Genomic DNA, 19,254 nt, shown 5'->3' on the forward strand with positions numbered 1-19,254 from the left:
CTCAATCATTGAGATACTTTATGAGTGAGTTAGTTTCTCCGCGACTCACTTCCTACGGCATGGGATGCGCATGAGTACCGCACAGCGTCGGGTCCGGCGGCTCGTACCGCTCGTTCTGCTGCTCGTCTGGCTGGGGGTGGGCGGAACGCTCGGCCCCTACGCGGGCAAGCTCGGCGAGGTGGCCACCAACGACCAGGCCGCCTTCCTGCCGCGGAGCGCCGAGTCCACCCGGGCCCTCGAAGCCCGCGCCGCCTTCGACCGGACCGGGACCGTGCCGGCCGTCGTGGTCTGGACGGCGGACGGGGCACGGTTCACGAAGGACCAGCAGGCCGAGGCCGGCCGGGCCGTCGCCGCGCTCGCCGGGAAGCCCGGCGTCGTGGGCCGCCCCTCCCCCGCCCTGCTCTCCGACGACCGCGAGGCGATACAGGCCGTCGTCCAGCTGAGGCCCGACCTCGGTGACGACCTGCCCGCCGTTCTCGGCACGGTGCGCGAGGCGGCCCGGGGCGTGCCCGGCACCACGGCGCGGATCGCCGGGCCGGCGGCCAGCCAGGCCGACCTGTCGGACGCCTTCGCGGGCATCGACGGACTGCTGCTGGGTGTGGCTCTCGGCGCCGTGCTGCTGATCCTGCTGCTGGTGTACCGGAGCGTCCTGCTGCCGTTCCTGATCATCCTGGGGTCGGTCTTCGCGCTGGGCCTCGCCTGTGCCGTGGTCTACGTCCTGGCCGACCGGGATGCGGTCCGGGTCGACGGCCAGGTGCAGGGCATCCTGTCGATCCTGGTGATCGGCGCCGCCACCGACTACGCCCTGCTGCTGGCCGCGCGCTTCCGGGAGGAACTCACCCTGCACGGAGACCGTTTCACAGCCGCGGTGGCCGCCGTACGCCGTTCCTTCGGGGCGATCACCGCCAGCGCCGCCACCGTGGCACTCGGGCTGCTGGCCCTGCTCGCGAGCGACCTCACCAACAACCGCGCCCTCGGACCGGTCGGCGCCATCGGCATCGGCTGCGCCGTGCTCGTCACGCTCACCTTCCTGCCGGCCGCCCTGGCCCTGCTGGGCCGTGCCGCGTACTGGCCCTCCCGGCCGAAGCCGCCGCGGGAGTCCGCCGAGGGCAGCGGCGTGTGGCGGCGGGTCGCGGCCGTCGTCGCCACCCGGCCGCGCCGCACCTGGGCGGTGACGGCGCTGCTGCTGGCCGTGTGCGCGGCCTTCTCACCCTCCCTGTCCTCCAAGGGCGTTCCGCTGGACGAGATCTTCGTCAACGACGCGCCGTCGGTGGCCGCGCAGCGCACCCTGGGCGAGCACTTCCCCGGCGGGTCCGGCAACCCCGCCGTGATCATCGCCGACGCCGGCCGGGCCGCCGAGGTGACGGCCGCCGCGCGCAGCACCGAGGGCGTCGCCTTCGCCGGCGCCGTCTCCGCCTCCGGACGGCCCGGGGCGGGCGAGCCGCTCGTCGCCGACGGGCGCGTACGCGTCGACGCCACCCTGGAGGCGGCCGCGGACAGCGATGCCGCCAAGGAGACCGTCGAGCGGCTGCGCGCGAAGGTGCACGCGGTGCCCGGCGCCGACGCCCTGGTCGGCGGGTACACGGCGCAGCAGTACGACACCCAGCAGACCGCCGCCCGGGACCGCACGGTCATCGTGCCGATCGTGCTCGCGGTCATCCTGCTGATCCTCATGCTGCTGCTGCGCTCGCTGCTGGTGCCGGTACTGCTGGTGGCGACCGTGGGGCTCAACTTCCTGGCGACTCTGGGGGTGTCGGCGCTGGTCTTCCAGCACCTCCTCGGGTTCAGCGGCACGGACGCCTCGGTGCCGCTGTACGGCTTCGTGTTCCTGGTGGCGCTCGGCGTCGACTACAACATCTTCCTCATGTCCCGGGTCCGGGAGGAGGCGCTCGCGCACGGCAACCGGCAGGGCGTGCTGCGCGGGCTGACCACCACCGGCGGCGTGATCACCTCGGCGGGGGTCGTGCTCGCCGCGACGTTCGCGGCACTGATGGTGATCCCCCTGGCGTTCCTGGTGCAGATCGCGTTCATCGTCGCCTTCGGAGTGCTGCTCGACACGCTCGTGGTGCGCTCCCTGCTGGTGCCCGCGCTGATGATCGACATCGGGCCCCGGGCGTGGTGGCCGAGCGCTCTCGCCCGCCGGGAGGACTGAACCACCCGCGCCGACCGGGGGTGCATCCGCCGCGGGCGCCGGGCCGGAAGTGTTCCCGTCAGGGCCGGTCGCGATCCGGCGGCACGGGCAGCGGTGCGGGGCGCCGGGGAGGTACGGGTATGACGACGGACGGGCAGCGGCTGCACTGCCTGGTCACCGGGGCGTCCGGATACATCGGCGGTCGCCTGGTGCCGGAACTGCTGCAGGAGGGCCATCGCGTCCGGTGCCTGGCCCGCTCCCCCGGCAAGCTCCGCGACCACCCCTGGGCGGCACACGCCGAGTCGGTCCGGGGCGACGTCACCGACCCCGAGTCGGTCGCCGCCGCCATGCGGGGAGTCGACGTCGCCTACTACCTGGTGCACGCCCTGGGCTCCGGCTCCCGCTTCGAGGACACCGACCGCGCCGCCGCCCGGATCTTCGCCGAGCAGGCCCGGGCCGCGGGCGTACGGCGGATCGTCTACCTCGGCGGGCTCACACCCCACGGCGTGCCGGAGGCGTCGCTCTCCCCGCACCTGCGGTCCCGGGCCGAGGTCGGGCAGATCTTCCTCGACTCCCCCGTGCCCGCGACGGTGCTGCGGGCCGCCGTCGTCATCGGCTCCGGGTCGGCGTCTTTCGAGATGCTGCGCTACCTCACCGAACGCCTGCCCGTCATGGTCACCCCCAGCTGGGTGCACACCCGCACCCAGCCCATCGGGGTGCGGGACGTGCTGCGCTACCTCGTCGGGTCGGCCGGCATGCCGGACGACGTCGACCGGGCCTTCGACATCGGCGGGCCGGACGTCCTCACCTACCGCGACATGATGCTGCGCTACGCCGCCGTGGCCGGGCTGCCGCGGCGGTTCATCGTGCCGGTCCCCGTCCTCACCCCGCGGCTGTCCAGCCACTGGGTCGGCCTGGTCACCCCGGTGCCCGCCTCCCTGGCCCGGCCGCTGACCGAGTCGCTGCGGCACGAGGTCGTCTGCCGCGAACACGACATCGCCCGGTACGTGCCGGACATCCCGGGCCGCCCACTGCCGTTCGACGAGGCCCTGACCCTGGCGCTGCGCAAGGTGCGTGAGGCGCAGGTCGCCACGCGCTGGTCCTCGGCCTCGGTGCCCGGAGCGCCCAGCGACCCGCTGCCCACGGACCCCGACTGGGCGGGCGGCAGCCTCTACGAGGACGTCAGGCAGCGGCCGGTCGACGCGTCCCGGGCGGCGCTGTGGAAGGTCGTGGAGGGTATCGGCGGCGAGAACGGCTGGTACTCCTCCCCGCTCGCCTGGACCGTCCGGGGCCTGCTGGACCGGTTCGCGGGCGGGGTGGGACTGCGCCGCGGACGACGGGACACCGAGCGGCTGAGGGTCGGTGACTCGCTCGACTTCTGGCGGGTCGAGGAGCTCGAACCCGGTCATCTGCTGCGGCTGCGCGCCGAGATGCGGCTGCCCGGACTCGCCTGGCTGGAGATGTACGCCGAGACCGACGACGACGGCCGCACCCGCTACCGGCAGCGCGCCCTGTTCCATCCGCGCGGCCTGCTGGGCCACGCCTACTGGTGGAGCGTCGCCCCGTTCCACGCCGCCGTGTTCGGCGGCATGGCCCGCAACATCGCCCGGGCCGCGTCCGAGGGCACCGGCGGGCCCCGCGGGGCCGCGCGCAGCAGGCGGGCCCGCGCGCGGCGAAGCGTCCGGCGGCACCGATCGCAATCCGCACCACCGCACCAGGAGTGACGCCATGACCGTCGCGGTCGTCCTGTTCACCTCGGACCTGCGTCTGCACGACCATCCGCCCCTGCACGCCGCGCTGCACACGGCCGACGAGGTGGTGCCCCTGTTCGTCCGCGACCCCGCCGTGCACGCCGCCGGCTTCGACGTGCCCAACCGCGCCGCCTTCCTCGCCGACTGCCTCGCCGACCTCGACTCCTCGCTGCGCCGCCTCGGCGGACGGCTGGTGGTGCGCAGCGGGCCGGTCGCCCGTGAGGTCCGCGCGGTCGCCACCGCGTGCGGTGCCACGCAGGTGCACATGGCGGCGGGGGTCACCGGCTACGCCCACCGCCGCGAGGAGCGGCTGCGCGAGGAACTCGACGCCGCCGGGGTCGCGCTGCGGGTGCACGACAGCGTGGTCACCGCCGTCGCGCCGGGGGCCGTGACACCGCTCGGCTCGGACCACTTCGCCGTGTTCACCCCCTACATGCGCCGCTGGTCCAAGGAGCCGCTGCGCGACCTCCTGCCCGCGCCGCGTGCGGTGCGGGTCCCCGACACGGTGCGCGGCGAGGAACCGCCGTCCCGTCCGGAGGCGGCCGACCTGTCGCCGGACCTCCCGGCCGGCGGGGAGTCGGCGGGGCGCAACAGGTTCGCGCGGTGGGCGGACACCGGCCTGTCCCGCTACGAGGAACGGCACGACGACCTGGCGGGTGACGCGACCTCACGCCTGTCGCCCTACCTCCACTTCGGGGCGCTGTCGCCGGTGGAGGTCGTCCGGCGGGCCCGCGAGCGGGGCGGTGCCGGGGCGGAGGCGTTCGTCCGCCAGTTGTGCTGGCGCGACTTCCACCACCAGGTCCTCGCGGCCCGGCCCGAGGCGTCCGTCCGGGACTACCGCTCCCGGGACGACCGGTGGCGCGGCGAGGAGGAGGCCGCCGAGGACATCGAGGCGTGGAAGGAGGGCCGCACCGGCTATCCCGTGGTCGACGCGGGCATGCGCCAGCTGCGCCACGAGGGCTGGATGCACAACCGGGCACGGCTGGTGGTGGCGAGCTTTCTGACCAAGACGCTGTACGTGGACTGGCGGATCGGCGCCCGGCACTTCCTGCGGCACCTGGTGGACGGCGACCTGGTCAACAACCAGCTGAACTGGCAGTGGGTCGCGGGCACCGGCACCGACACCCGCCCCCACCGCGTCCTCAACCCCGTGCTCCAGGGCAAGCGCTACGACCCGGACGGCACCTACGTACGCCGCTGGGTGCCGGAACTGGCGGACGTCTCAGGCGCCGCGGTGCACGAACCCTGGCGGCTGCCGGACGACGAGCGGGCCCTGCTGCGCTATCCGGAGCCGCTCCTCGACCTGGGCGAGGGCCTGGCCCGCTTCCGGCAGGCCCGGGGGCGCGACTGACAGCCCGGATCCCGGCGCATCCGAAACACCGCTCCCCGCGGAAGCACTGATGTGCGGATGACCGGAAGCGAGAAGGGGTGGCGCATGCTTGGACCGCGGCCGACGGTGGCCGGACCGGCGGAGACGGACGACGCCCCGCTCACGGCTCCCGGGGCCACGCGTGCCATGGAGGCGGTCCTCGAGCGGGTGCTCGAGGCGCGGCTGCGGCAGGCCCGCGACACGGATGCGGTGTTCACCCAGGAGATGGCCGAGCGCGTCGCCGCGTTCGTCCGGCGCGGCGGCAAGCGGCTGCGGACGGCGTTCGTGTGGTGCGGCTGGCGGGCCGCGGGCGGCTCCGGTGACGCGGACGCCGTCCTGCGCACGGGCGCGGCCCTCGAACTGCTGCAGGCCTGCGCCCTCGTCCACGACGACGTGATGGACGGCTCGCCGCTGCGCCGGGGCGGCCCCGCACTGCACGTGGACTTCGCCCACGGGCACCGGGCCGGCCGGACGAACGGGTCCGCCGAGGCGTTCGGGAGGTCGGCGGCCGTACTCGCGGGCGATCTGGCGCTGGCGTGGGCGGACGACCTGCTGACCGAGACGGCGCTCGCCTCACCGTACGGCCCGCGGCTGAACGACGAGTGGCGGGCCATGCGCACCGAGATGGTCGCCGGGCAGTACCGCGACCTGCGCGCACAGGAGAGCGGCTCGTCCGGCGCCGAGGAGGCGCTGACCATCGCCGTCCTGAAGAGCGCCCGGTACACGGTCGCACGGCCCCTGGCGCTCGGTGCCTGTCTGGCCGGTGCCGACGCGCCGACCCTGGACGCGCTGCGGGCCGCGGGCCGGTGCGCGGGGCTGGCCTTCCAGCTGCGCGACGATCTCCTCGGTGCGTTCGGGGACCCGGCGCTCACCGGCAAACCGGCCGACGACGACCTGCGCTCCCGCAAGCTGACCCCTTTGCTCGCCGTCGCCGTCCGGCTCGCGGAGGCCGGCGGCGACCGGGACGCGGCCGCCGTGCTCGCCCCGGACGCGGACGCCCTGCCGGGGCACAGCGTCGAGCGGATGCGGGCGGCACTGGAACGCACGGGCGCCCGGGCCGAGGTGGAGTCGAGGATCGCGGACCTGGCGGCCGCCGGTCTGCGGCGCTTCGAGGAGACCGGCGCGGCCCCCGCCGTGCGGCGGGAGTTCGCCGCCCTCGTCGAGCGGGCCACGGGCGTCGCCCCGCGGCACGCGCAGGAGCTCGTATGAGGACGGTGACGGGCCCGACGGACCATGTCGTCGTGGTGGGGGCCGGGCTGTCCGGACTGGCGTGCGCCCTGCACCTGCTGGGCGCCGGCCGACGGGTCACGCTCGTCGAACGGGACGCCGGGCCGGGCGGGCGGGCCGGGCGGGTCCGGCTCGGCGACTACCTGGCGGACACCGGACCCACCGTGCTGACGATGCCGCATCTGGCCGACGAGGCGTTCGCGGCGGTCGGCGAACGCCTCGACCGGCACGTCGAGCTGGTGGCCCTGCACCCCGCCTACCGGGCCGGATTCGCGGACGGTTCCTCGCTCGACGTGCACACCGACGGCGACGCCATGGAGGCGGAGGTGCGGCGCTTCGCCGGACCGGCGGAGGCGGCGGGCTACCGCAGGCTGCGCCAGTGGCTGGAGCGGCTGTACCGGGCGCAGATGCGCCGTTTCATCGACACGAACTTCGACTCGCCGTTCCAGCTCGCGCACCCGGACCTGGCCCGGCTGGCGGCCCTCGGCGGTTTCGGGCGCCTGGACGGCCGGATCGGCCGCTTCCTGTCCGACGCCCGCCTGCGCCGGGTCTTCTCCTTCCAGGCCCTGTACGCCGGTGTGGCACCGGCCCGGGCGCTCGCGGCCTACGCGGTGATCGCCTACATGGACACCGTGGCCGGCGTCTGGTTCCCCAAGGGCGGCATGCACGCGCTGCCCCGGGCGATGGCGGACGTGGCGGCCGCAGCCGGGGCCGAGCTGCGCTGGTCGGCCGAGGTGAGCGTCCTGGAACGCTCCGCCGGACGGGTGCGGGCGGTCCGGCTCGCCTCGGGTGAGCGCATCCCGTGCGACACGGTGGTGCTGACCTGCGAACTGCCCGCCGCGCACCGGCTCCTGGGCCGGGCACCCCGGCGTCCGGTGCCGCTCAGGCACTCGCCGTCCGCGGTGGTCCTGCACGCCGGGACCGACCGCACCTGGCCCCAGCTGGCCCACCACACGCTGTCCTTCGGCGCCGCGTGGGAGCGCACCTTCGACGAGCTGACCCGCTCCGGGACGCTGATGAGCGACCCGTCGCTGCTGATCACCCGGCCGACGACGCACGACGCCTCGCTCGCGCCGCCGGGCCGCCACCTCCACTACGTCCTGGCCCCCTGCCCCAACACCGCCGTCGGCCCCTCCGCCGCCGCCTGGCGCGACCTCGGCCCGCGGTACCGCGACAGCCTGGTCGCCGAGCTGGAACGCCGCGGCCTCGACGGTTTCGCCTCCGGTATCGAGGAGGAGCTGCTGGTGACACCGCTCGACTGGACGGTGCAGGGCCATGCGGCGGGCAGTCCCTTCTCGGTCTCCCACACCTTCGCCCAGACCGGGCCCTTCCGGCCGCGCAACCTCGTCCGCGGGCTGGACAACGTGGTGCTCGCCGGCTGCGGGACGACCCCCGGTGTCGGCGTCCCGACCGTGCTCATCAGCGGGAAGCTCGCCGCCGCCCGCGTCACCGGGGGCGGTGGGCGGGTGCCCCGGGCCGGCCGGGCCTCGTACCGCCGCCCGTCCACCCCGACCGGAGCAGGTGCCCATGACCCGTCGTGAACTGGACGCCGCCGGGATCACCGACCCCGGCCTGCGCGCCGCCTACAGCCGGTGCCGGCAGCTCAACGCCCGCCACGGGCGCACCTACTTCCTGGCCACGCGCCTGCTGCCGCTGGAACGCCGTACGGCCGTGCACGCGCTGTACGGCTTCGCCCGCTGGGCCGACGACATCGTCGACGACCTGGACCGTCGCGTGACACCCGACGAGCGGGACCTGCTGCTGAAGCGGCTGGAGGAGGACCTCGGACACGCGTTGCGCACCGGCGGCGGGGACGAACCGGTGGTCCGGGCCGTGGCCGACACCGCCGAGCGCTACCGCATCGAGGTGGACCTGTTCGCCGACTTCCTGGCCTCGATGCGCGCCGACCTGACCGTCACGGACTATCCCACCTATGCCGACCTGCGGGACTACATGCACGGTTCGGCCGCGGTGATCGGCCTGCAGATGCTGCCCGTGCTCGGCACGGTCGTCCCGCGCGAGGAGGCGGCACCGCACGCCGCGGCCCTCGGGGTGGCGTTCCAGCTGACCAACTTCCTGCGGGACGTGGGCGAGGACCTGGACCGCGGCCGCGTCTACCTGCCGGCGGACCTGCTGGCCGCCCACGGCGTGGACCGGCCGCTGCTGGAGTGGAGCCGGCGCAGCGGCCGCCGCGACCCGCGCATCCGGGCCGCCCTGGTCGCGGCCGAGGCCCTGACCAGGGACGTGTACCGGGAGGCGGAACCGGGCATCGCGATGCTCGACCCGCGGGTGCGCCCCTGCATCAGGACCGCGTTCACGCTGTACGGCGGCATCCTCGACGCGATCGCGCGGCACGACTACACCGTGCTGCACCGCCGTGCCGTGGTGCCCCGCCGGCGGCGGGCGGCGACCGCCGCGGCCGGTGTGCTCAAGGTGGCCCGTGCGCGGTGGGCGTCCCCCGCGGCGGCTCCGGCCGCACCGGAACGGAAGGAGCAGGGTCGTGCCTGACCGAGCGGACAGGACACGCTGGACGTCACCGCTGCGGCGGCGCCGCGGCCCCGGCTGGGCGGAGCAGCGACCGACCTGGCGCGCGGCCCGTCCGGCGCTGATCGCCGACACCCTCAAACGGGCGTCCGCCCGGCCCTCCGGCAACTGGTTCGTGGTGGGCGCCTCCCGGGACGTGCGCCCCGGCCGCCCCTACGGCAGGACCGTCGGGGGCGTGGAGGTGGTGCTGTGGCGCTCCGCGGCGGGTGAGCTCCGGGCCGGGCCCGGCGCCTGCCCGCACCTCGGTGCCCCGCTGCGGGACAGCCGGGTGATGTGCGGCACGCTGGTGTGCCACTGGCACGGACTGGCCCTGGAGGGCTCCGCGTTCGCCGGCTGGCAGCCGTACCCCGTCCACGACGACGGCGTGCTGGTGTGGGTCCGGCTGGACGCGGTGGGCGGCGAGGAGCCCTCGGAGCGGCCCGTGGTCCCGGCCCGGCCCGCGCCGGGCAGCGGGGTGGACGCCGTGTTCACGGCGGCCGGACGGTGCGAACCGCAGGACGTGGTGGCCAACCGGCTCGACCCGTGGCACGGGTCCTGGTTCCACCCCTACTCGTTCGTCGACCTGACGGTCGTGCGGGAACCTCACGGTGACGAAGGGGGCGACGAGGACGACGCCTTCGAGGTCGATGTCTCCTTCCGGGTGGCGGGCCGTCTGGTGGTGCCCGTACGGGCCGAGTTCACCGCGCCGGAACCGCGCACCGTCGTCATGCGCATCACCGACGGCGAGGGCGCCACGTCCGTGGTGGAGACCCATGCCACGCCGCTGACCGCCGCGGACGCCGAGCAGCCGCGGACGGCCGTGATCGAGGCGGTCGTCGCCGCTTCGGACCGGCCCGGTTTCGCACTGGCCCGCGCCGCCGCACCCGTGCTGCGTCCCCTGATGCGGCGGACGGCGGGGCGCCTGTGGCGCGACGACCTCACCTACGCCGAGAGGCGCTGGGAGTTGCGCAGCGCCGGGCGGTTCCCGGGGTGAGGTGGACGCCCGCCGCACAGCACCGGGCGCTGCCCCGCCCAGTGGCCTGACGTCACCGGCGTCACCGGCGTGCCGGACGCCCCGCTAGTGCGGCGAGGGCCCGCAGCACCGGGGAGCGGCCCGCCCGTGGCACGGTCCACAGCGCCTGGCCGCGGACGCCCCACCCGGCGAGCAGAGCGTTGGACGCCAGGAAACCCGTGGTGGCCGCGCGTTCCATCAGGGCCACGGGCAGGTCGCAGCGGAGCCCGTCGCCGGCCAGCGTCAGCCACGGGTGGGGGGTCCGCACCGCGGGGCGCCGGTGGTGGGTGCCGACCGGGAAGAGCGGGCAGTCCGAGCGCCACTCGTGCCGGGCGTCGACGATCCGCGCCGCGGCGGTCTCCGGGTACACCCGGTGCAACTGCCCGAGCAGCGCGCCCTGCACGGCCCCGGGGTCCGCACCGGGAGTGACGGCGTAGGCGTGCAGTTCCACCACGGAGCCGCCGTGCTTCCCGGCCCAGCGGGCGGCCTCGCCCTCGTAGCGTTCCAGGACGCTGATGTTGTCGAGGCCGTGGTAGCCGCTGGTGCCGAGGAAGCCGGGGCGGTCGGCCCGGACCGGCCGGTCGAGCCAGAGCCGCGACACGAGGAACGGCGGGGCGGTGCGCAGGGCGGCGATGCCGTCGCGCCAGGGGGCGGTGCCCAGGGCCGGCGAGGCGGCGACGACCCGGCGCAGTCCCCCGGTGTCGAGCGCGAGCACCACCGCGTCGTGCCGTTCGGTGCCGGTGCCGGTGCGCACCTCGGCTCCGTCGGTGCCGACGGGGTCGACGCCGTCCACGGGGGTGCCGGTACGCACGGTCGCGCCGAGCCGCCCGAGGTAGTCGCCGAGCGGCTCCCACAGGGCCTGCGGGAAGGGCTCGTCGGGCACGTCGAAGAGCAGCCCCTCCGAGGAGCCGAGGAAGTAGATGTGGAACATCAGCATCAGTTCGGCGGCGGAGAGTTCGCGCGGGTCGGCGAAGAAGCTGCGCGAGAACACCTCGAAGGCCAGATGGTGCGCGGCCTCGGGGAAGCGGACGCGTTCGAGGAAGGCGGTCGCGCTGAGATCGTCGAAGCGTGTGTAGACGTCGGGCACACGCACGTCCGTCAGCGGCAGCGCCGCCCGGGCGTCCAGGGCGGTGAGGTCGCGCCAGCCGAAAGTGGGGCTGAGGGCGACGAAGCCGAGGGCGCTCAGGGGCGGGGTGCGCGGGACGCGGGCGAAGCTGTCGGTCAGTCCGCCGCTGTGCCGCAGGGGGTAGTCGGGCAGCGGGGTGAGCCGGGCGAGGGCGGGGTCGATGCGCCGCAGCAGGCCGCGCAGGTTGTAGTACTGCCGGAAGAAGGCGTGGAAGCCGCGGCTCATGGTCACCTCGGAGCCGTCGGCCAGCCGGGTGCGGTACCCGGCGAGCCGGCCGCCCAGGGAGTCCTCGCGCTCGTAGAGGGTCACCCGGGCGCCGCGTTCGGCCAGTCCGGTGGCCGCGGCGAGTCCCGCGATGCCGCCGCCCACCACGGCGACGGACGGTGCGTCCCCGGGCGCGAACCGGTCCCGGCCGGGCGCCGGCATCAGGATCTCGGCCTTGCGGTCCCGGCCGCGGCGGGCGGCCGGGCGGGAGCTCGCGGGACGGCTCTTGGGTGTGCTTCTCGGAGTGCTCTTCGGTGTGCTTCTCGGAGTGCTCTTCCGTGTGCCCTTCCGTGTGGTCGTCGGTGTGCTGTCCGGTGTCCTGTCCGGTGTGCTCCTCGGGAGACTCATCAGGTGGCCTCCCCGGCCGCGGCCGATCCGTTGCGGGCGACGAACGTGTGCGTGACGCCGGTCTGCCATCCCGCGAGGGGCAGGGCCCGCGCGCCCGTGAACCCGGCCCGGGTCAGCCGCCCGGTGAAGCCGGAAGCCGTGTCGAAGTCGAGGACGCTGTGAAACAGGTGCCGGTACAGGGCCCGGTCACCGGTGAGCGTGCCCGCCGGGATGATCACCCCTTGGCACACGGCCGTCCACAACGTCCGGTGCGCGGGCGAGCCGCCGAGGCTGTACTCGTGGACGGCGAGCCTCCCGCCCGGCCGCAGCAGTCCGCGCACCGTGCCGAGGACGCCGTCCGGATCGGAGACGTTGCGGAACAGGTAGGCGGCGAAGACCGCGTCGAAGGGCCCTTCGCCGGCCGTCGCCAGCTCCTCGGCGCTCAGGTGCAGGAAGCGCACGGTGCCGGGCCAGGGCTTGGTCAGGGCCCGCCCCAGCATGCCGGCGGAGGCGTCCACCGCGGTGATCCGCGCACGGGGTGCGGCCCGCAGCAGGGCCCGGGTGGAGGCGCCGGTGCCGCAGCCCAGGTCGAGCAGGTGCAGCCCGGCCCCGTCCTCCGGGAGCCTCAGCCGGCGGGCCGAGCGCAGCAGGTCGGCACGGTAGCCCGGGTTGAGGCCGGTGAGACGGTCGTAGGTGCGGGACGCGTGGTCGAAGGCGCGTGCCAGGTCGCGGTCGCGCAGCAGGGTCATCGGGGGCTCTCTCCGGTTCCTGGGGCGGGGTGGGTGCGGCGGGGCAGAAAGGGCACCTCGAGCGCGGTGCGCAGCATCGGGCCCACCGGGGTGCGCAGTCCGATGCCCCACTCCTCGCGGAGCGAGGTGGCGCCGTCGAGGAAGCGCAGCAGGCGATGGGCCGGGGTCCGGCGGAAGAGGCCGGTGAAGAACGCGGGACCGTCGATCCGGCCGGTGTCCAGGGCCCGCAGCAGCACCGCGTCCATGGCGAGCGCCCGCCGCCCGTGCGGCGCGGGCACCACGGCGCGGCCGTCCCGCAGTGCGGCGGCGACGGCCCGGCTGTGCCGCTGTACGGCCGCGAAGGTGTAACCGGTGGCGGGGCGGGTGGCGCCGCCCGCCGTCCCGATGCGGAAGACGGCCGTACCGGTCCGCCGGGGGAAGCGGGCGTCGGTCATGGGGATGACGCCCTGCTCGGCGCTCTCCACGGCGAACTCGCCCAGGCACAGCACCTCACGGGCGTAGTGACCGAGCGCCGCCTCGTACGCCGTCGTCGTCAGCGGGGTCCGGGAGAACTCGGTGTACTCGACGAGCGCCCGGTCCGGGGCCAGCGGCAGGACGTAGCCGAAGGCGAGGCCGTGCCGCGGCTGCGGCACCCGGAAGTCCATGAGGTCGGCGACCGCCGGATCGAACCGGTCGGTGCGGGTACGCACGAACCAGCCGCGGAAGTGCTGCAGCAACTGCGTCCGGGCCGGCGGCAGGGCACGCAGGGGCCGCGAGTCGAACACGAGCCCGGCGCGCAGGGTCAGGGTCCGGCCGCCGGGTGCCGTGCAGCGGACCTCGGCGCCTCCGGGCACGTCGCGCACCGTGTCGGCGGTCGCGCGCAGCAGCCTTCCCCCGGACGACCGCGCCAGCCGGGCGTGCACCAGCCGTTCGAACGCCGTGGACGACACCATGCGGTAGCGGGCGGGGGCCGGATCGACCGTGAGCGGGCTGCCGTCGGGGGCGTGCACCCGCAGCAGGGGCCAGCTGGCGGCGACCGCTTCGCCGAAACCGTCGTCGCCCTCGCCGTCCTCGTCATCCTCGTCCCAGTAACACCAGGTCCGCTCCGCCGGGCGCGCGGGACCATCGGGCGGCTCCACCACGGTCACGGTCGCGCCGGCGGTGTCGAGCAGCCGGTACGCGAGACTGAGGCCCGCGGCACCGCCCCCGAGGATCACCACGTCCGGCGCGCCGACGGGCCCCCGGTTCACCGGGCCCACCGCACACCGCCCATCTCCGCACCCCGCTCCTGGCCACTGTGCCGACTGTGTTCTGTCCGTTCACCGCTTCTGGCCGTCGGCCGTGTGCGGATGCAGTCGGCTGCGATCGGCCGGAAGCTGGTCGGCAGGCACCCGCGAGGCGGACGCGATCGGCCGGAAGCCACCGCGAGGCGGATACGGTCGGCCGGAAGCCACCGCAAGACGGACGCGATCGGCCGCAAGCCACCGCAAGACGAGTACGGTCGGCCGCAAGCCACCGCAAGACGAATACGGTCAGCCGCAAGCCACCGCAAGACGAATACGGTCAGCCGGAACTCACCGCGACACGACCGACTCCAAGACGGCGACGGCCTCGGCCAGCCCCGTCGGACGCGGCAGCCCGGCAACGGTCCGGCCGGTCCAGCCGGGTCCTATCGTCAGGACGACCGGCTTGCGGCGGGCCCCGCGCACCCCCCACTCCATCGCGGCGACGTGCTGGGCCAGCGGCCGGCTGGCGGTCGTGCGGGACTGCGCCCACAGCCCCACCGCCGCGGGCCCCGTTCTGCGGACGGCCGTGACGAGGGACTCCACGGGCAGGGCGCCGCCGAACATCCGCACCGGCAGACCCCGTTCGGCGAGTGCGGCCGCCAGCACCTCCAGGGGCAGCGTGTGGTTCTCCCCCGGCACACAGGCGAGAACGACGGTCGCGCCCGGGCGGTCGGGGGCCGCGGGCGGGGCGCCGCGCCGCAGTGCGCCGGAGACGTGCCAGGACAGGAAGTGCTCGACCTCGACGTACCTCTCACCCGAGCTCTCCCACTTGCGGCCGACCGCCTGGAGGGTCGGCATGATCACCTCGGTCCAGGCGGCGATCAGCCCGTGCTCGGCGATCGCGGACTGGAGCAGGTCGTCGAGAGCGGGGGCGTCGAGGCGCAGTGCGGCGCGGGCGATGCCCTTGCATTCCTGACGCACATCACCGAGACGCAGCCCGCTGCCCGCACGGCTGCGGCTGGGGAGGGCGGTGGCGCCCGTGCGGCTGCGGGCGGGGGCGCGGTCCGACGGTGGCGGTGCTGTGCCGGCGGCCGGCCGGCCCGGGTCCGTCAGCCCTGGTTCCGGTGACGCCCCGGGGTCGCGCAGGCCGGGGGTCCGGATCGCCTCCGGGGGCACCGGGGCAGCCACCCCGGCCGAGTCCGCTTGCTGCGCCGCTCGAGCGGCCGGGTGGGCGAGGGCCTCCGCCTGCGTCGCTCGGGCGCGACCGGCGGGAGCAGTCGATGCGTGCGTCGTTTCGCCGAGGACCGCGCGGGCCGCCTCGGCGGGGGGTATCCCGGTCGCGGTCAGTGCGCACATCCGCTCCAGCCGGGCCACGTCCGTCGGGGTCCACCGCCGGTGCCGGCCACCGGTGTGCGCGTCGGGTCCCAGGCCGTAGCGGCGGTCCCACGTGCGGACCGTGGTGGGGGCCACCCCCAGCCGCCTGGCCACCTCGCCGGTGGTCAGTCCACCGCCGGTGGTCGGTCCACCACCGATGGGCTCGCCGCCCACGGGCCCGTCACCGATCGGCCCGTCACCGGTCGGCCCGCCCGCGCGTCCGCGGCCTTCGCTGTCCCGTTCGTGTGCACCCATACCTCCGACTGTACGACGCATAAACGACGCATGTTGAGCCGCGTCGTTTGTGCACCGAACACTGGCCTGGAGCGCACGGAGCGCGGCTCACACAGCGCGACCGGTGCGGTTCGGCAGACGGCCTTCCGTCCCCGCACGACGCACTGCAGGAGGAACCAGGCCATGATCACGAACACCCGACTCACCGCCCCCGCCGCACCCACGGAGGAAACGCGGTACGAAGAAGAGCTGGCCCGTGGCCTCGTCGCCGCCGACGAGGAGGCGTTCGCCGCCATCTACCGGCGCTGGGGCTCGCTCGTCCACACCATGGCCACCCGACTGCTCGGCGACACCCACGAGGCGGAGGACGTGACCCAGCAGGTCTTCCTCGGCGCCTGGCACGGCCGGGCGGGCTTCCGCCCCGAACGGGGTCCGCTCGGCGCGTGGCTGGTCGGCATCACGCGCCGCAAGATCGTCGACGCGCTGGCGGCCCGGACGCGACGGCTGACGCTCATCGACTCGGCCGGCCGCGACGCGGACACCACCGGCCCCGACGAGGCGGCACCGGACCGCGTCCTGGACCGGGTACTGCTGGTCGACGCCCTGGCCCGGCTGCCGCGCCACCAGCGGGAGGTGCTGTGCATGGCCTTCTACGAGGACCTGACCCAGGCGCAGATCGCGGAGCGGACCGGGATGCCGCTGGGGACCGTCAAGAGCCACGCCCGTCGCGGCCTGCACCGGCTGCGCATGGTGATCGAGCAGCACCGGGCCGCCGACGCGGATCTGTAGCGGTGCCGCCGTACACGCATCCGCGGCGGCCCCCACACCCGAAAACAGGACCGAGACTCCGCACCGTACGGAGACTCCGTTCGAAGGGATGATTCCCATGACCTCCCACACCCGCATCGCCATCGCCGCCTCGGCCGGAGCCTGTGCCCTGGCCCTCGGCGTTTCCGCTCCCGCCCTGGCAGAACAGCAGGAGCAGGCCATGGTGTCCGTCTTCCACGGCATCCCCGGTATGACCGTGGACGTGTACGCCAACGGCGACGAACTGATCGGCGACTTCAAGCCCGGCACGGTGACGGACCCCACGTCCCTGGACGCCGGCACTTACGACATCAAGATCTTCGAAGCAGGCAAGGATCCCAGCGGAACTCCGGCCCTGGAGAAGAAGATCGAGGTGCCCGAGGGCGCGAACGCCACGGTCGCCGCCCACCTCTCCGCCGACGGCAAGCCGGAGTTGACGGCCTTCACCAACGACGTCTCCCAGGTGGACGCCGGCAAGTCCCGTCTGACGGTCCGCCATGTCGCGGCGGCCCCGGCCGTCGACGTCCGGGCCGGCGGACAGCCCGTCTTCAGCAACCTGACCAACCCGAAGGAGGACACCGCCGAGGTCGACGCGGGCACCGTCAACACCGATGTGGTGCTGGCCGGCACGGACACCGTGGCCATCGGCCCGGCCGACCTGAAGCTCGGCGAGGGCACGAGCAACGTCGTCTACGCGTGGGGCAGCGCCGACGACAAGAACCTGGCCCTGGCGACCCAGACGTTCAGCGGCATGGCGTCGTCGCCCCGCGGAGTTCCCGCGGGCGGCAGCGGTGCCGCCGTCGCACCGAACTCCTCCGACCTCGACGCGGCCTGGGCCGCCGGGGCGGGAGCGGTCGCGGTGGCGGGCGTGCTGGTGGCCGGCCGGGCCGTCCGCCGACGTGGCTGACGGTGCGCGCCGGCTGAGGGGACCGATGCTGGCGGCTGCCGCCCTGGCAGCCGCCCTCGGTCTCCCGGCCGGACCGTCGCAACCGGCCGCGCCGCCCCCCGACGTCGCGGCCGCGCCCCCCGCACGGGCGGCCGGCCCGGCGACGAAGGCGCCACCGAGCACGGCACCGGCCCCGCCGCCCCGCCGCGTCCTGCTGTCCCGCGCGGGCGTCGATGCCCGGGTCACCCCCGTGGGCGTGACGGACCGGGGCGAGATGCAGGTTCCCGACGAGCCGTCCATGGCCGGCTGGTACCGCTACGGCCCGGCGCCGGGCAGCGCTTCGGGTTCGGCGGTGCTCGTCGGACACGTGGACGGCGACACCGGGGTCATCGGCGAATTCGCCGGGCTGTACGACGTACGGCGTGGAGACCGCGTGGAGGTGCGGCGGACCGGGGCGGAACCGGTACGGTACCGCGTCGTCTCACGCGTCACCGTCCCCAAGGACGAGCTGCCCCCCTCGGCGTTCCGCCGCACCGGCGCCCCCGTCCTCACCCTCATCACCTGCGCGCCTCCGTTCGTCCCCGAGCGGGGCGGCTACCTGTCCAACCTCGTCGTCACGGCGGAGCCCGTGAAGTCCGGGAGGGCGCAGTGGCCCACGTAGAGCCCGCGCACCTGGTGGAACTGGCGCTGGGCAACGCCACCCCGAGCGAGGCCGACACCGAGGCCCTGCGTCACGTCGACGAGTGCGCCCGCTGCCGTGACGAACTCGGCGTCCTGACCCGCCTGGTGACCGCGGCCCGCACCGCCCAACTGGTGGACCTGCCGACAGCACCCCCGGAACGCGTCTGGCGGCGGATCAGCGGAGACCTCTCCCCCGAACCGAACACTCCCGGGCCACCCCCGCGCATCCGGGACCGCAGGAGGCGGGCCCTCCTCGCTCTGCTCGCCCTCGCCACCGCCCTCGGGGTAGCCGTCGCCCTCCGCTGCCTGCGAGAGCGCTCGAGAGTCGTGAGGGGCGGGGTCGCCCCTTAGGGCCGGACGGAGCTGCCCGGCCACGCGACACCGCAGCGCCCGGCCGACACCTGCGGGGCCTACGGGAACCACGGCCCGCTCCACCACGGGGCAGTTGTGTACACATGGCACACTCGTGCACGGTACTTTCCGCGAGGACCTGGAGGATCGCTGCCTTGAAGTGCTCGATATCTCGCTTTCTGATCGAGACGAGCGTCTTCGACCCAAGGTGCGGCACAAAGTGGTTTTCGAGGAAGCCCTGGTAATTCGAGGCCGTCGCTTCACCGACACTCCGGCGCTGCAGCCAGTCATCTGCATACACCCGCAGACTCATCTTTCCGGCGCTCGGTCGATGCAGACACCCTGGTCCTTATCGGCTCCCATTTTGACACATTCCCCTGCGCTTCAGTTCTTCCGTCGATCACCGCGACGATCCTGCGCGGTGTGTCCCGGGACTTCGGGGACTTCACCTACATCCATGGCATCGCCAACCCCGACGGCCGCGATCACGCCTTCGTCTTCACCGGCACCATCGCCGGCAAGCAGCTCCAGGGACGCGACTTCCTGCACTTCGACGACAACGGGAAGATCGCCAAGTTCACGGTGATGGTGCGCCCGGTCTCCGCCGCCAGGCAATCTCCGAGGCCATGGGCGCTCAGTTCGAGCAGATCGCCCGGGAGGCTGCCGAGCAGTGACGCGGCTGCGCCACCTCCTTCCGCGCGCCCGCTTCGAGTTCGAGACTGCGCTGCACCAGCTGTCAGGAGCCTACGGGGCGCCGGCCACCTCCTGTTCGAGGCGGTCCCACGTGGGCATAGACGGCCTTGGGTTCCAAGCCCGTGTCGCCGAAGATGGCTGGTCGGCCTTCGGGAGAATGTCTTCCCCTGTCATGTACTTCCCCGGTCACGTATGGGGACTGTTGCATCGGCTCGTATCACGGATGCCGTCGGGGCCGATAGAGCGGGCGGCGATGCCTGTCGGCACCAGCGCCGAGTCGGCACGCCACCAGCCCTGTGCTGGTCTCTGTGCGGAGGACATATGCGCCACCTCCTCGTGAGCGGTGCGGGCTGTAGGTGTCGGAACACCGAAAGGGCCGGCCTAGAAGGCACCATGCAGGCTCGCGTCCACACTCGCGGCGAGACAGTGACCGGCACCGCCCTCGCGTCACCCACTTGTCTGTAAGCCCAGTTGCTGTTTCCGTATTGAGCGGTCGGAGTATGTCGGGCGGCGCATAGTATGCGTGACGGACGGTGGGGGGCAC

The 19,254-nt window shown here is 74.4% G+C and carries 15 protein-coding genes and 2 pseudogenes; 12 read left to right on the plus strand and 5 right to left on the minus strand.

Translation table 11 applies throughout. The features are described from left to right. The first annotated feature begins 70 nt into the window (after nt 1-70). From AB0F04_RS12020 to AB0F04_RS12050, 7 genes are all read left to right on the plus strand, one after another. Nucleotides 71-2,152 (plus strand): MMPL family transporter, encoded by a 2,082-nt coding sequence (locus tag AB0F04_RS12020; RefSeq protein ID WP_362040365.1) that lies wholly within the window; start codon nt 71-73, stop codon nt 2,150-2,152. 119 nt (nt 2,153-2,271) lie between these two features. After that, nucleotides 2,272-3,855, plus strand: a complete 1,584-nt coding sequence (locus AB0F04_RS12025) for an SDR family oxidoreductase (protein ID WP_362040367.1) — start codon at nt 2,272-2,274, stop codon at nt 3,853-3,855. Nucleotides 3,856-3,859: 4 nt separating this feature from the next. Beyond that, nucleotides 3,860-5,233 (plus strand): deoxyribodipyrimidine photo-lyase, encoded by a 1,374-nt coding sequence (locus tag AB0F04_RS12030; RefSeq protein WP_362040369.1) that lies wholly within the window; start codon nt 3,860-3,862, stop codon nt 5,231-5,233. 84 nt (nt 5,234-5,317) lie between these two features. Continuing rightward, nucleotides 5,318-6,460: a polyprenyl synthetase family protein gene (locus tag AB0F04_RS12035; protein ID WP_362040371.1), complete on the plus strand. Its 1,143-nt coding sequence runs from the start codon at nt 5,318-5,320 to the stop codon at nt 6,458-6,460. Continuing rightward, nucleotides 6,457-8,019 (plus strand): phytoene desaturase family protein, encoded by a 1,563-nt coding sequence (crtI, locus tag AB0F04_RS12040; protein ID WP_362040374.1) that lies wholly within the window; start codon nt 6,457-6,459, stop codon nt 8,017-8,019. The genes AB0F04_RS12035 and crtI overlap by 4 nt, the downstream gene beginning before the upstream one ends. Then, entirely contained in the window at nt 8,006-8,986 is a 981-nt protein-coding gene (locus AB0F04_RS12045; RefSeq protein ID WP_362040376.1) for a phytoene/squalene synthase family protein, read from the plus strand. Before crtI ends, AB0F04_RS12045 begins: the two co-directional genes overlap by 14 nt. Then, nucleotides 8,979-9,995, plus strand: a complete 1,017-nt coding sequence (locus AB0F04_RS12050; RefSeq protein ID WP_362040379.1) for a DUF5914 domain-containing protein — start codon at nt 8,979-8,981, stop codon at nt 9,993-9,995. Before AB0F04_RS12045 ends, AB0F04_RS12050 begins: the two co-directional genes overlap by 8 nt. A gap of 61 nt (nt 9,996-10,056) precedes the next feature. On the opposite strand, the gene AB0F04_RS12055 is transcribed toward AB0F04_RS12050, so the two are convergent. The 4 genes from AB0F04_RS12055 to AB0F04_RS12070 form a co-directional block, all read right to left on the minus strand. Next, nucleotides 10,057-11,565 carry an FAD-dependent oxidoreductase gene (locus tag AB0F04_RS12055; protein ID WP_362040382.1) on the minus strand — a complete coding sequence of 503 codons (1,509 nt, stop codon included), beginning with the start codon at nt 11,563-11,565 and terminating at the stop codon, nt 10,057-10,059. A gap of 185 nt (nt 11,566-11,750) precedes the next feature. Beyond that, the gene (locus AB0F04_RS12060; protein WP_362040384.1) at nt 11,751-12,479 is read right to left on the minus strand and encodes a class I SAM-dependent methyltransferase; all 729 of its coding nucleotides are present in this window, start codon (nt 12,477-12,479) and stop codon (nt 11,751-11,753) included. Then, nucleotides 12,476-13,708 carry a lycopene cyclase family protein gene (locus AB0F04_RS12065; RefSeq protein ID WP_362040386.1) on the minus strand — a complete coding sequence of 411 codons (1,233 nt, stop codon included), beginning with the start codon at nt 13,706-13,708 and terminating at the stop codon, nt 12,476-12,478. The genes AB0F04_RS12060 and AB0F04_RS12065 overlap by 4 nt, the downstream gene beginning before the upstream one ends. Before the next feature lie 324 nt (nt 13,709-14,032). Continuing rightward, nucleotides 14,033-15,313 carry a MerR family transcriptional regulator gene (locus tag AB0F04_RS12070; RefSeq protein ID WP_362040389.1) on the minus strand — a complete coding sequence of 427 codons (1,281 nt, stop codon included), beginning with the start codon at nt 15,311-15,313 and terminating at the stop codon, nt 14,033-14,035. Nucleotides 15,314-15,475: 162 nt separating this feature from the next. On the opposite strand from AB0F04_RS12070, the gene AB0F04_RS12075 reads away from it, so the two are divergent. The 4 genes from AB0F04_RS12075 (at nt 15,476) to AB0F04_RS12090 (ending at nt 18,017) form a co-directional block, all read left to right on the plus strand. Further along, complete coding sequence (locus AB0F04_RS12075; RefSeq protein ID WP_053675282.1) at nt 15,476-16,081, plus strand: sigma-70 family RNA polymerase sigma factor; 606 nt, start codon at nt 15,476-15,478, stop codon at nt 16,079-16,081. A 97-nt stretch (nt 16,082-16,178) separates the two neighbouring features. Beyond that, nucleotides 16,179-17,006 carry a DUF4397 domain-containing protein gene (locus AB0F04_RS12080; protein WP_362040392.1) on the plus strand — a complete coding sequence of 276 codons (828 nt, stop codon included), beginning with the start codon at nt 16,179-16,181 and terminating at the stop codon, nt 17,004-17,006. A gap of 25 nt (nt 17,007-17,031) precedes the next feature. Continuing rightward, on the plus strand, nt 17,032-17,646 hold the full coding sequence (locus tag AB0F04_RS12085) for a class F sortase (RefSeq protein WP_362040395.1): 615 nt from the start codon (nt 17,032-17,034) through the stop codon (nt 17,644-17,646). Beyond that, on the plus strand, nt 17,634-18,017 hold the full coding sequence (locus AB0F04_RS12090; protein ID WP_362040397.1) for a hypothetical protein: 384 nt from the start codon (nt 17,634-17,636) through the stop codon (nt 18,015-18,017). Before AB0F04_RS12085 ends, AB0F04_RS12090 begins: the two co-directional genes overlap by 13 nt. A 163-nt stretch (nt 18,018-18,180) precedes the next feature. Here the strand turns inward: AB0F04_RS12090 and AB0F04_RS12095 are convergent. Further along, nucleotides 18,181-18,330, minus strand: a pseudogene (locus AB0F04_RS12095) (site-specific integrase); the annotation flags it as partial. An 83-nt stretch (nt 18,331-18,413) separates the two neighbouring features. Here AB0F04_RS12095 and AB0F04_RS12100 point away from each other — a divergent pair. Beyond that, a pseudogene (locus AB0F04_RS12100) lies at nt 18,414-18,691 on the plus strand (nuclear transport factor 2 family protein); the annotation flags it as partial. Nucleotides 18,692-19,254: the final 563 nt, after the last annotated feature.

The organism is Streptomyces sp. NPDC029041, assembly GCF_040637515.1.
Taxonomy (GTDB): domain Bacteria; phylum Actinomycetota; class Actinomycetes; order Streptomycetales; family Streptomycetaceae; genus Streptomyces.

Coding starts and splice junctions, on each gene's coding strand:
- AB0F04_RS12020 (WP_362040365.1), top strand. CDS start 71: ATGAGTACCGCACAGCGTCGGGTCCGGCGGCTCGTACCGCTCGTTCTG.
- AB0F04_RS12025 (WP_362040367.1), top strand. CDS start 2,272: ATGACGACGGACGGGCAGCGGCTGCACTGCCTGGTCACCGGGGCGTCC.
- AB0F04_RS12030 (WP_362040369.1), top strand. CDS start 3,860: ATGACCGTCGCGGTCGTCCTGTTCACCTCGGACCTGCGTCTGCACGAC.
- AB0F04_RS12035 (WP_362040371.1), top strand. CDS start 5,318: ATGCTTGGACCGCGGCCGACGGTGGCCGGACCGGCGGAGACGGACGAC.
- crtI (WP_362040374.1), top strand. CDS start 6,457: ATGAGGACGGTGACGGGCCCGACGGACCATGTCGTCGTGGTGGGGGCC.
- AB0F04_RS12045 (WP_362040376.1), top strand. CDS start 8,006: ATGACCCGTCGTGAACTGGACGCCGCCGGGATCACCGACCCCGGCCTG.
- AB0F04_RS12055 (WP_362040382.1), bottom strand. CDS start 11,565: ATGCCGGCGCCCGGCCGGGACCGGTTCGCGCCCGGGGACGCACCGTCC.
- AB0F04_RS12060 (WP_362040384.1), bottom strand. CDS start 12,479: ATGACCCTGCTGCGCGACCGCGACCTGGCACGCGCCTTCGACCACGCG.
- AB0F04_RS12070 (WP_362040389.1), bottom strand. CDS start 15,313: ATGGGTGCACACGAACGGGACAGCGAAGGCCGCGGACGCGCGGGCGGG.
- AB0F04_RS12075 (WP_053675282.1), top strand. CDS start 15,476: ATGATCACGAACACCCGACTCACCGCCCCCGCCGCACCCACGGAGGAA.
- AB0F04_RS12080 (WP_362040392.1), top strand. CDS start 16,179: ATGACCTCCCACACCCGCATCGCCATCGCCGCCTCGGCCGGAGCCTGT.
- AB0F04_RS12085 (WP_362040395.1), top strand. CDS start 17,032: ATGCTGGCGGCTGCCGCCCTGGCAGCCGCCCTCGGTCTCCCGGCCGGA.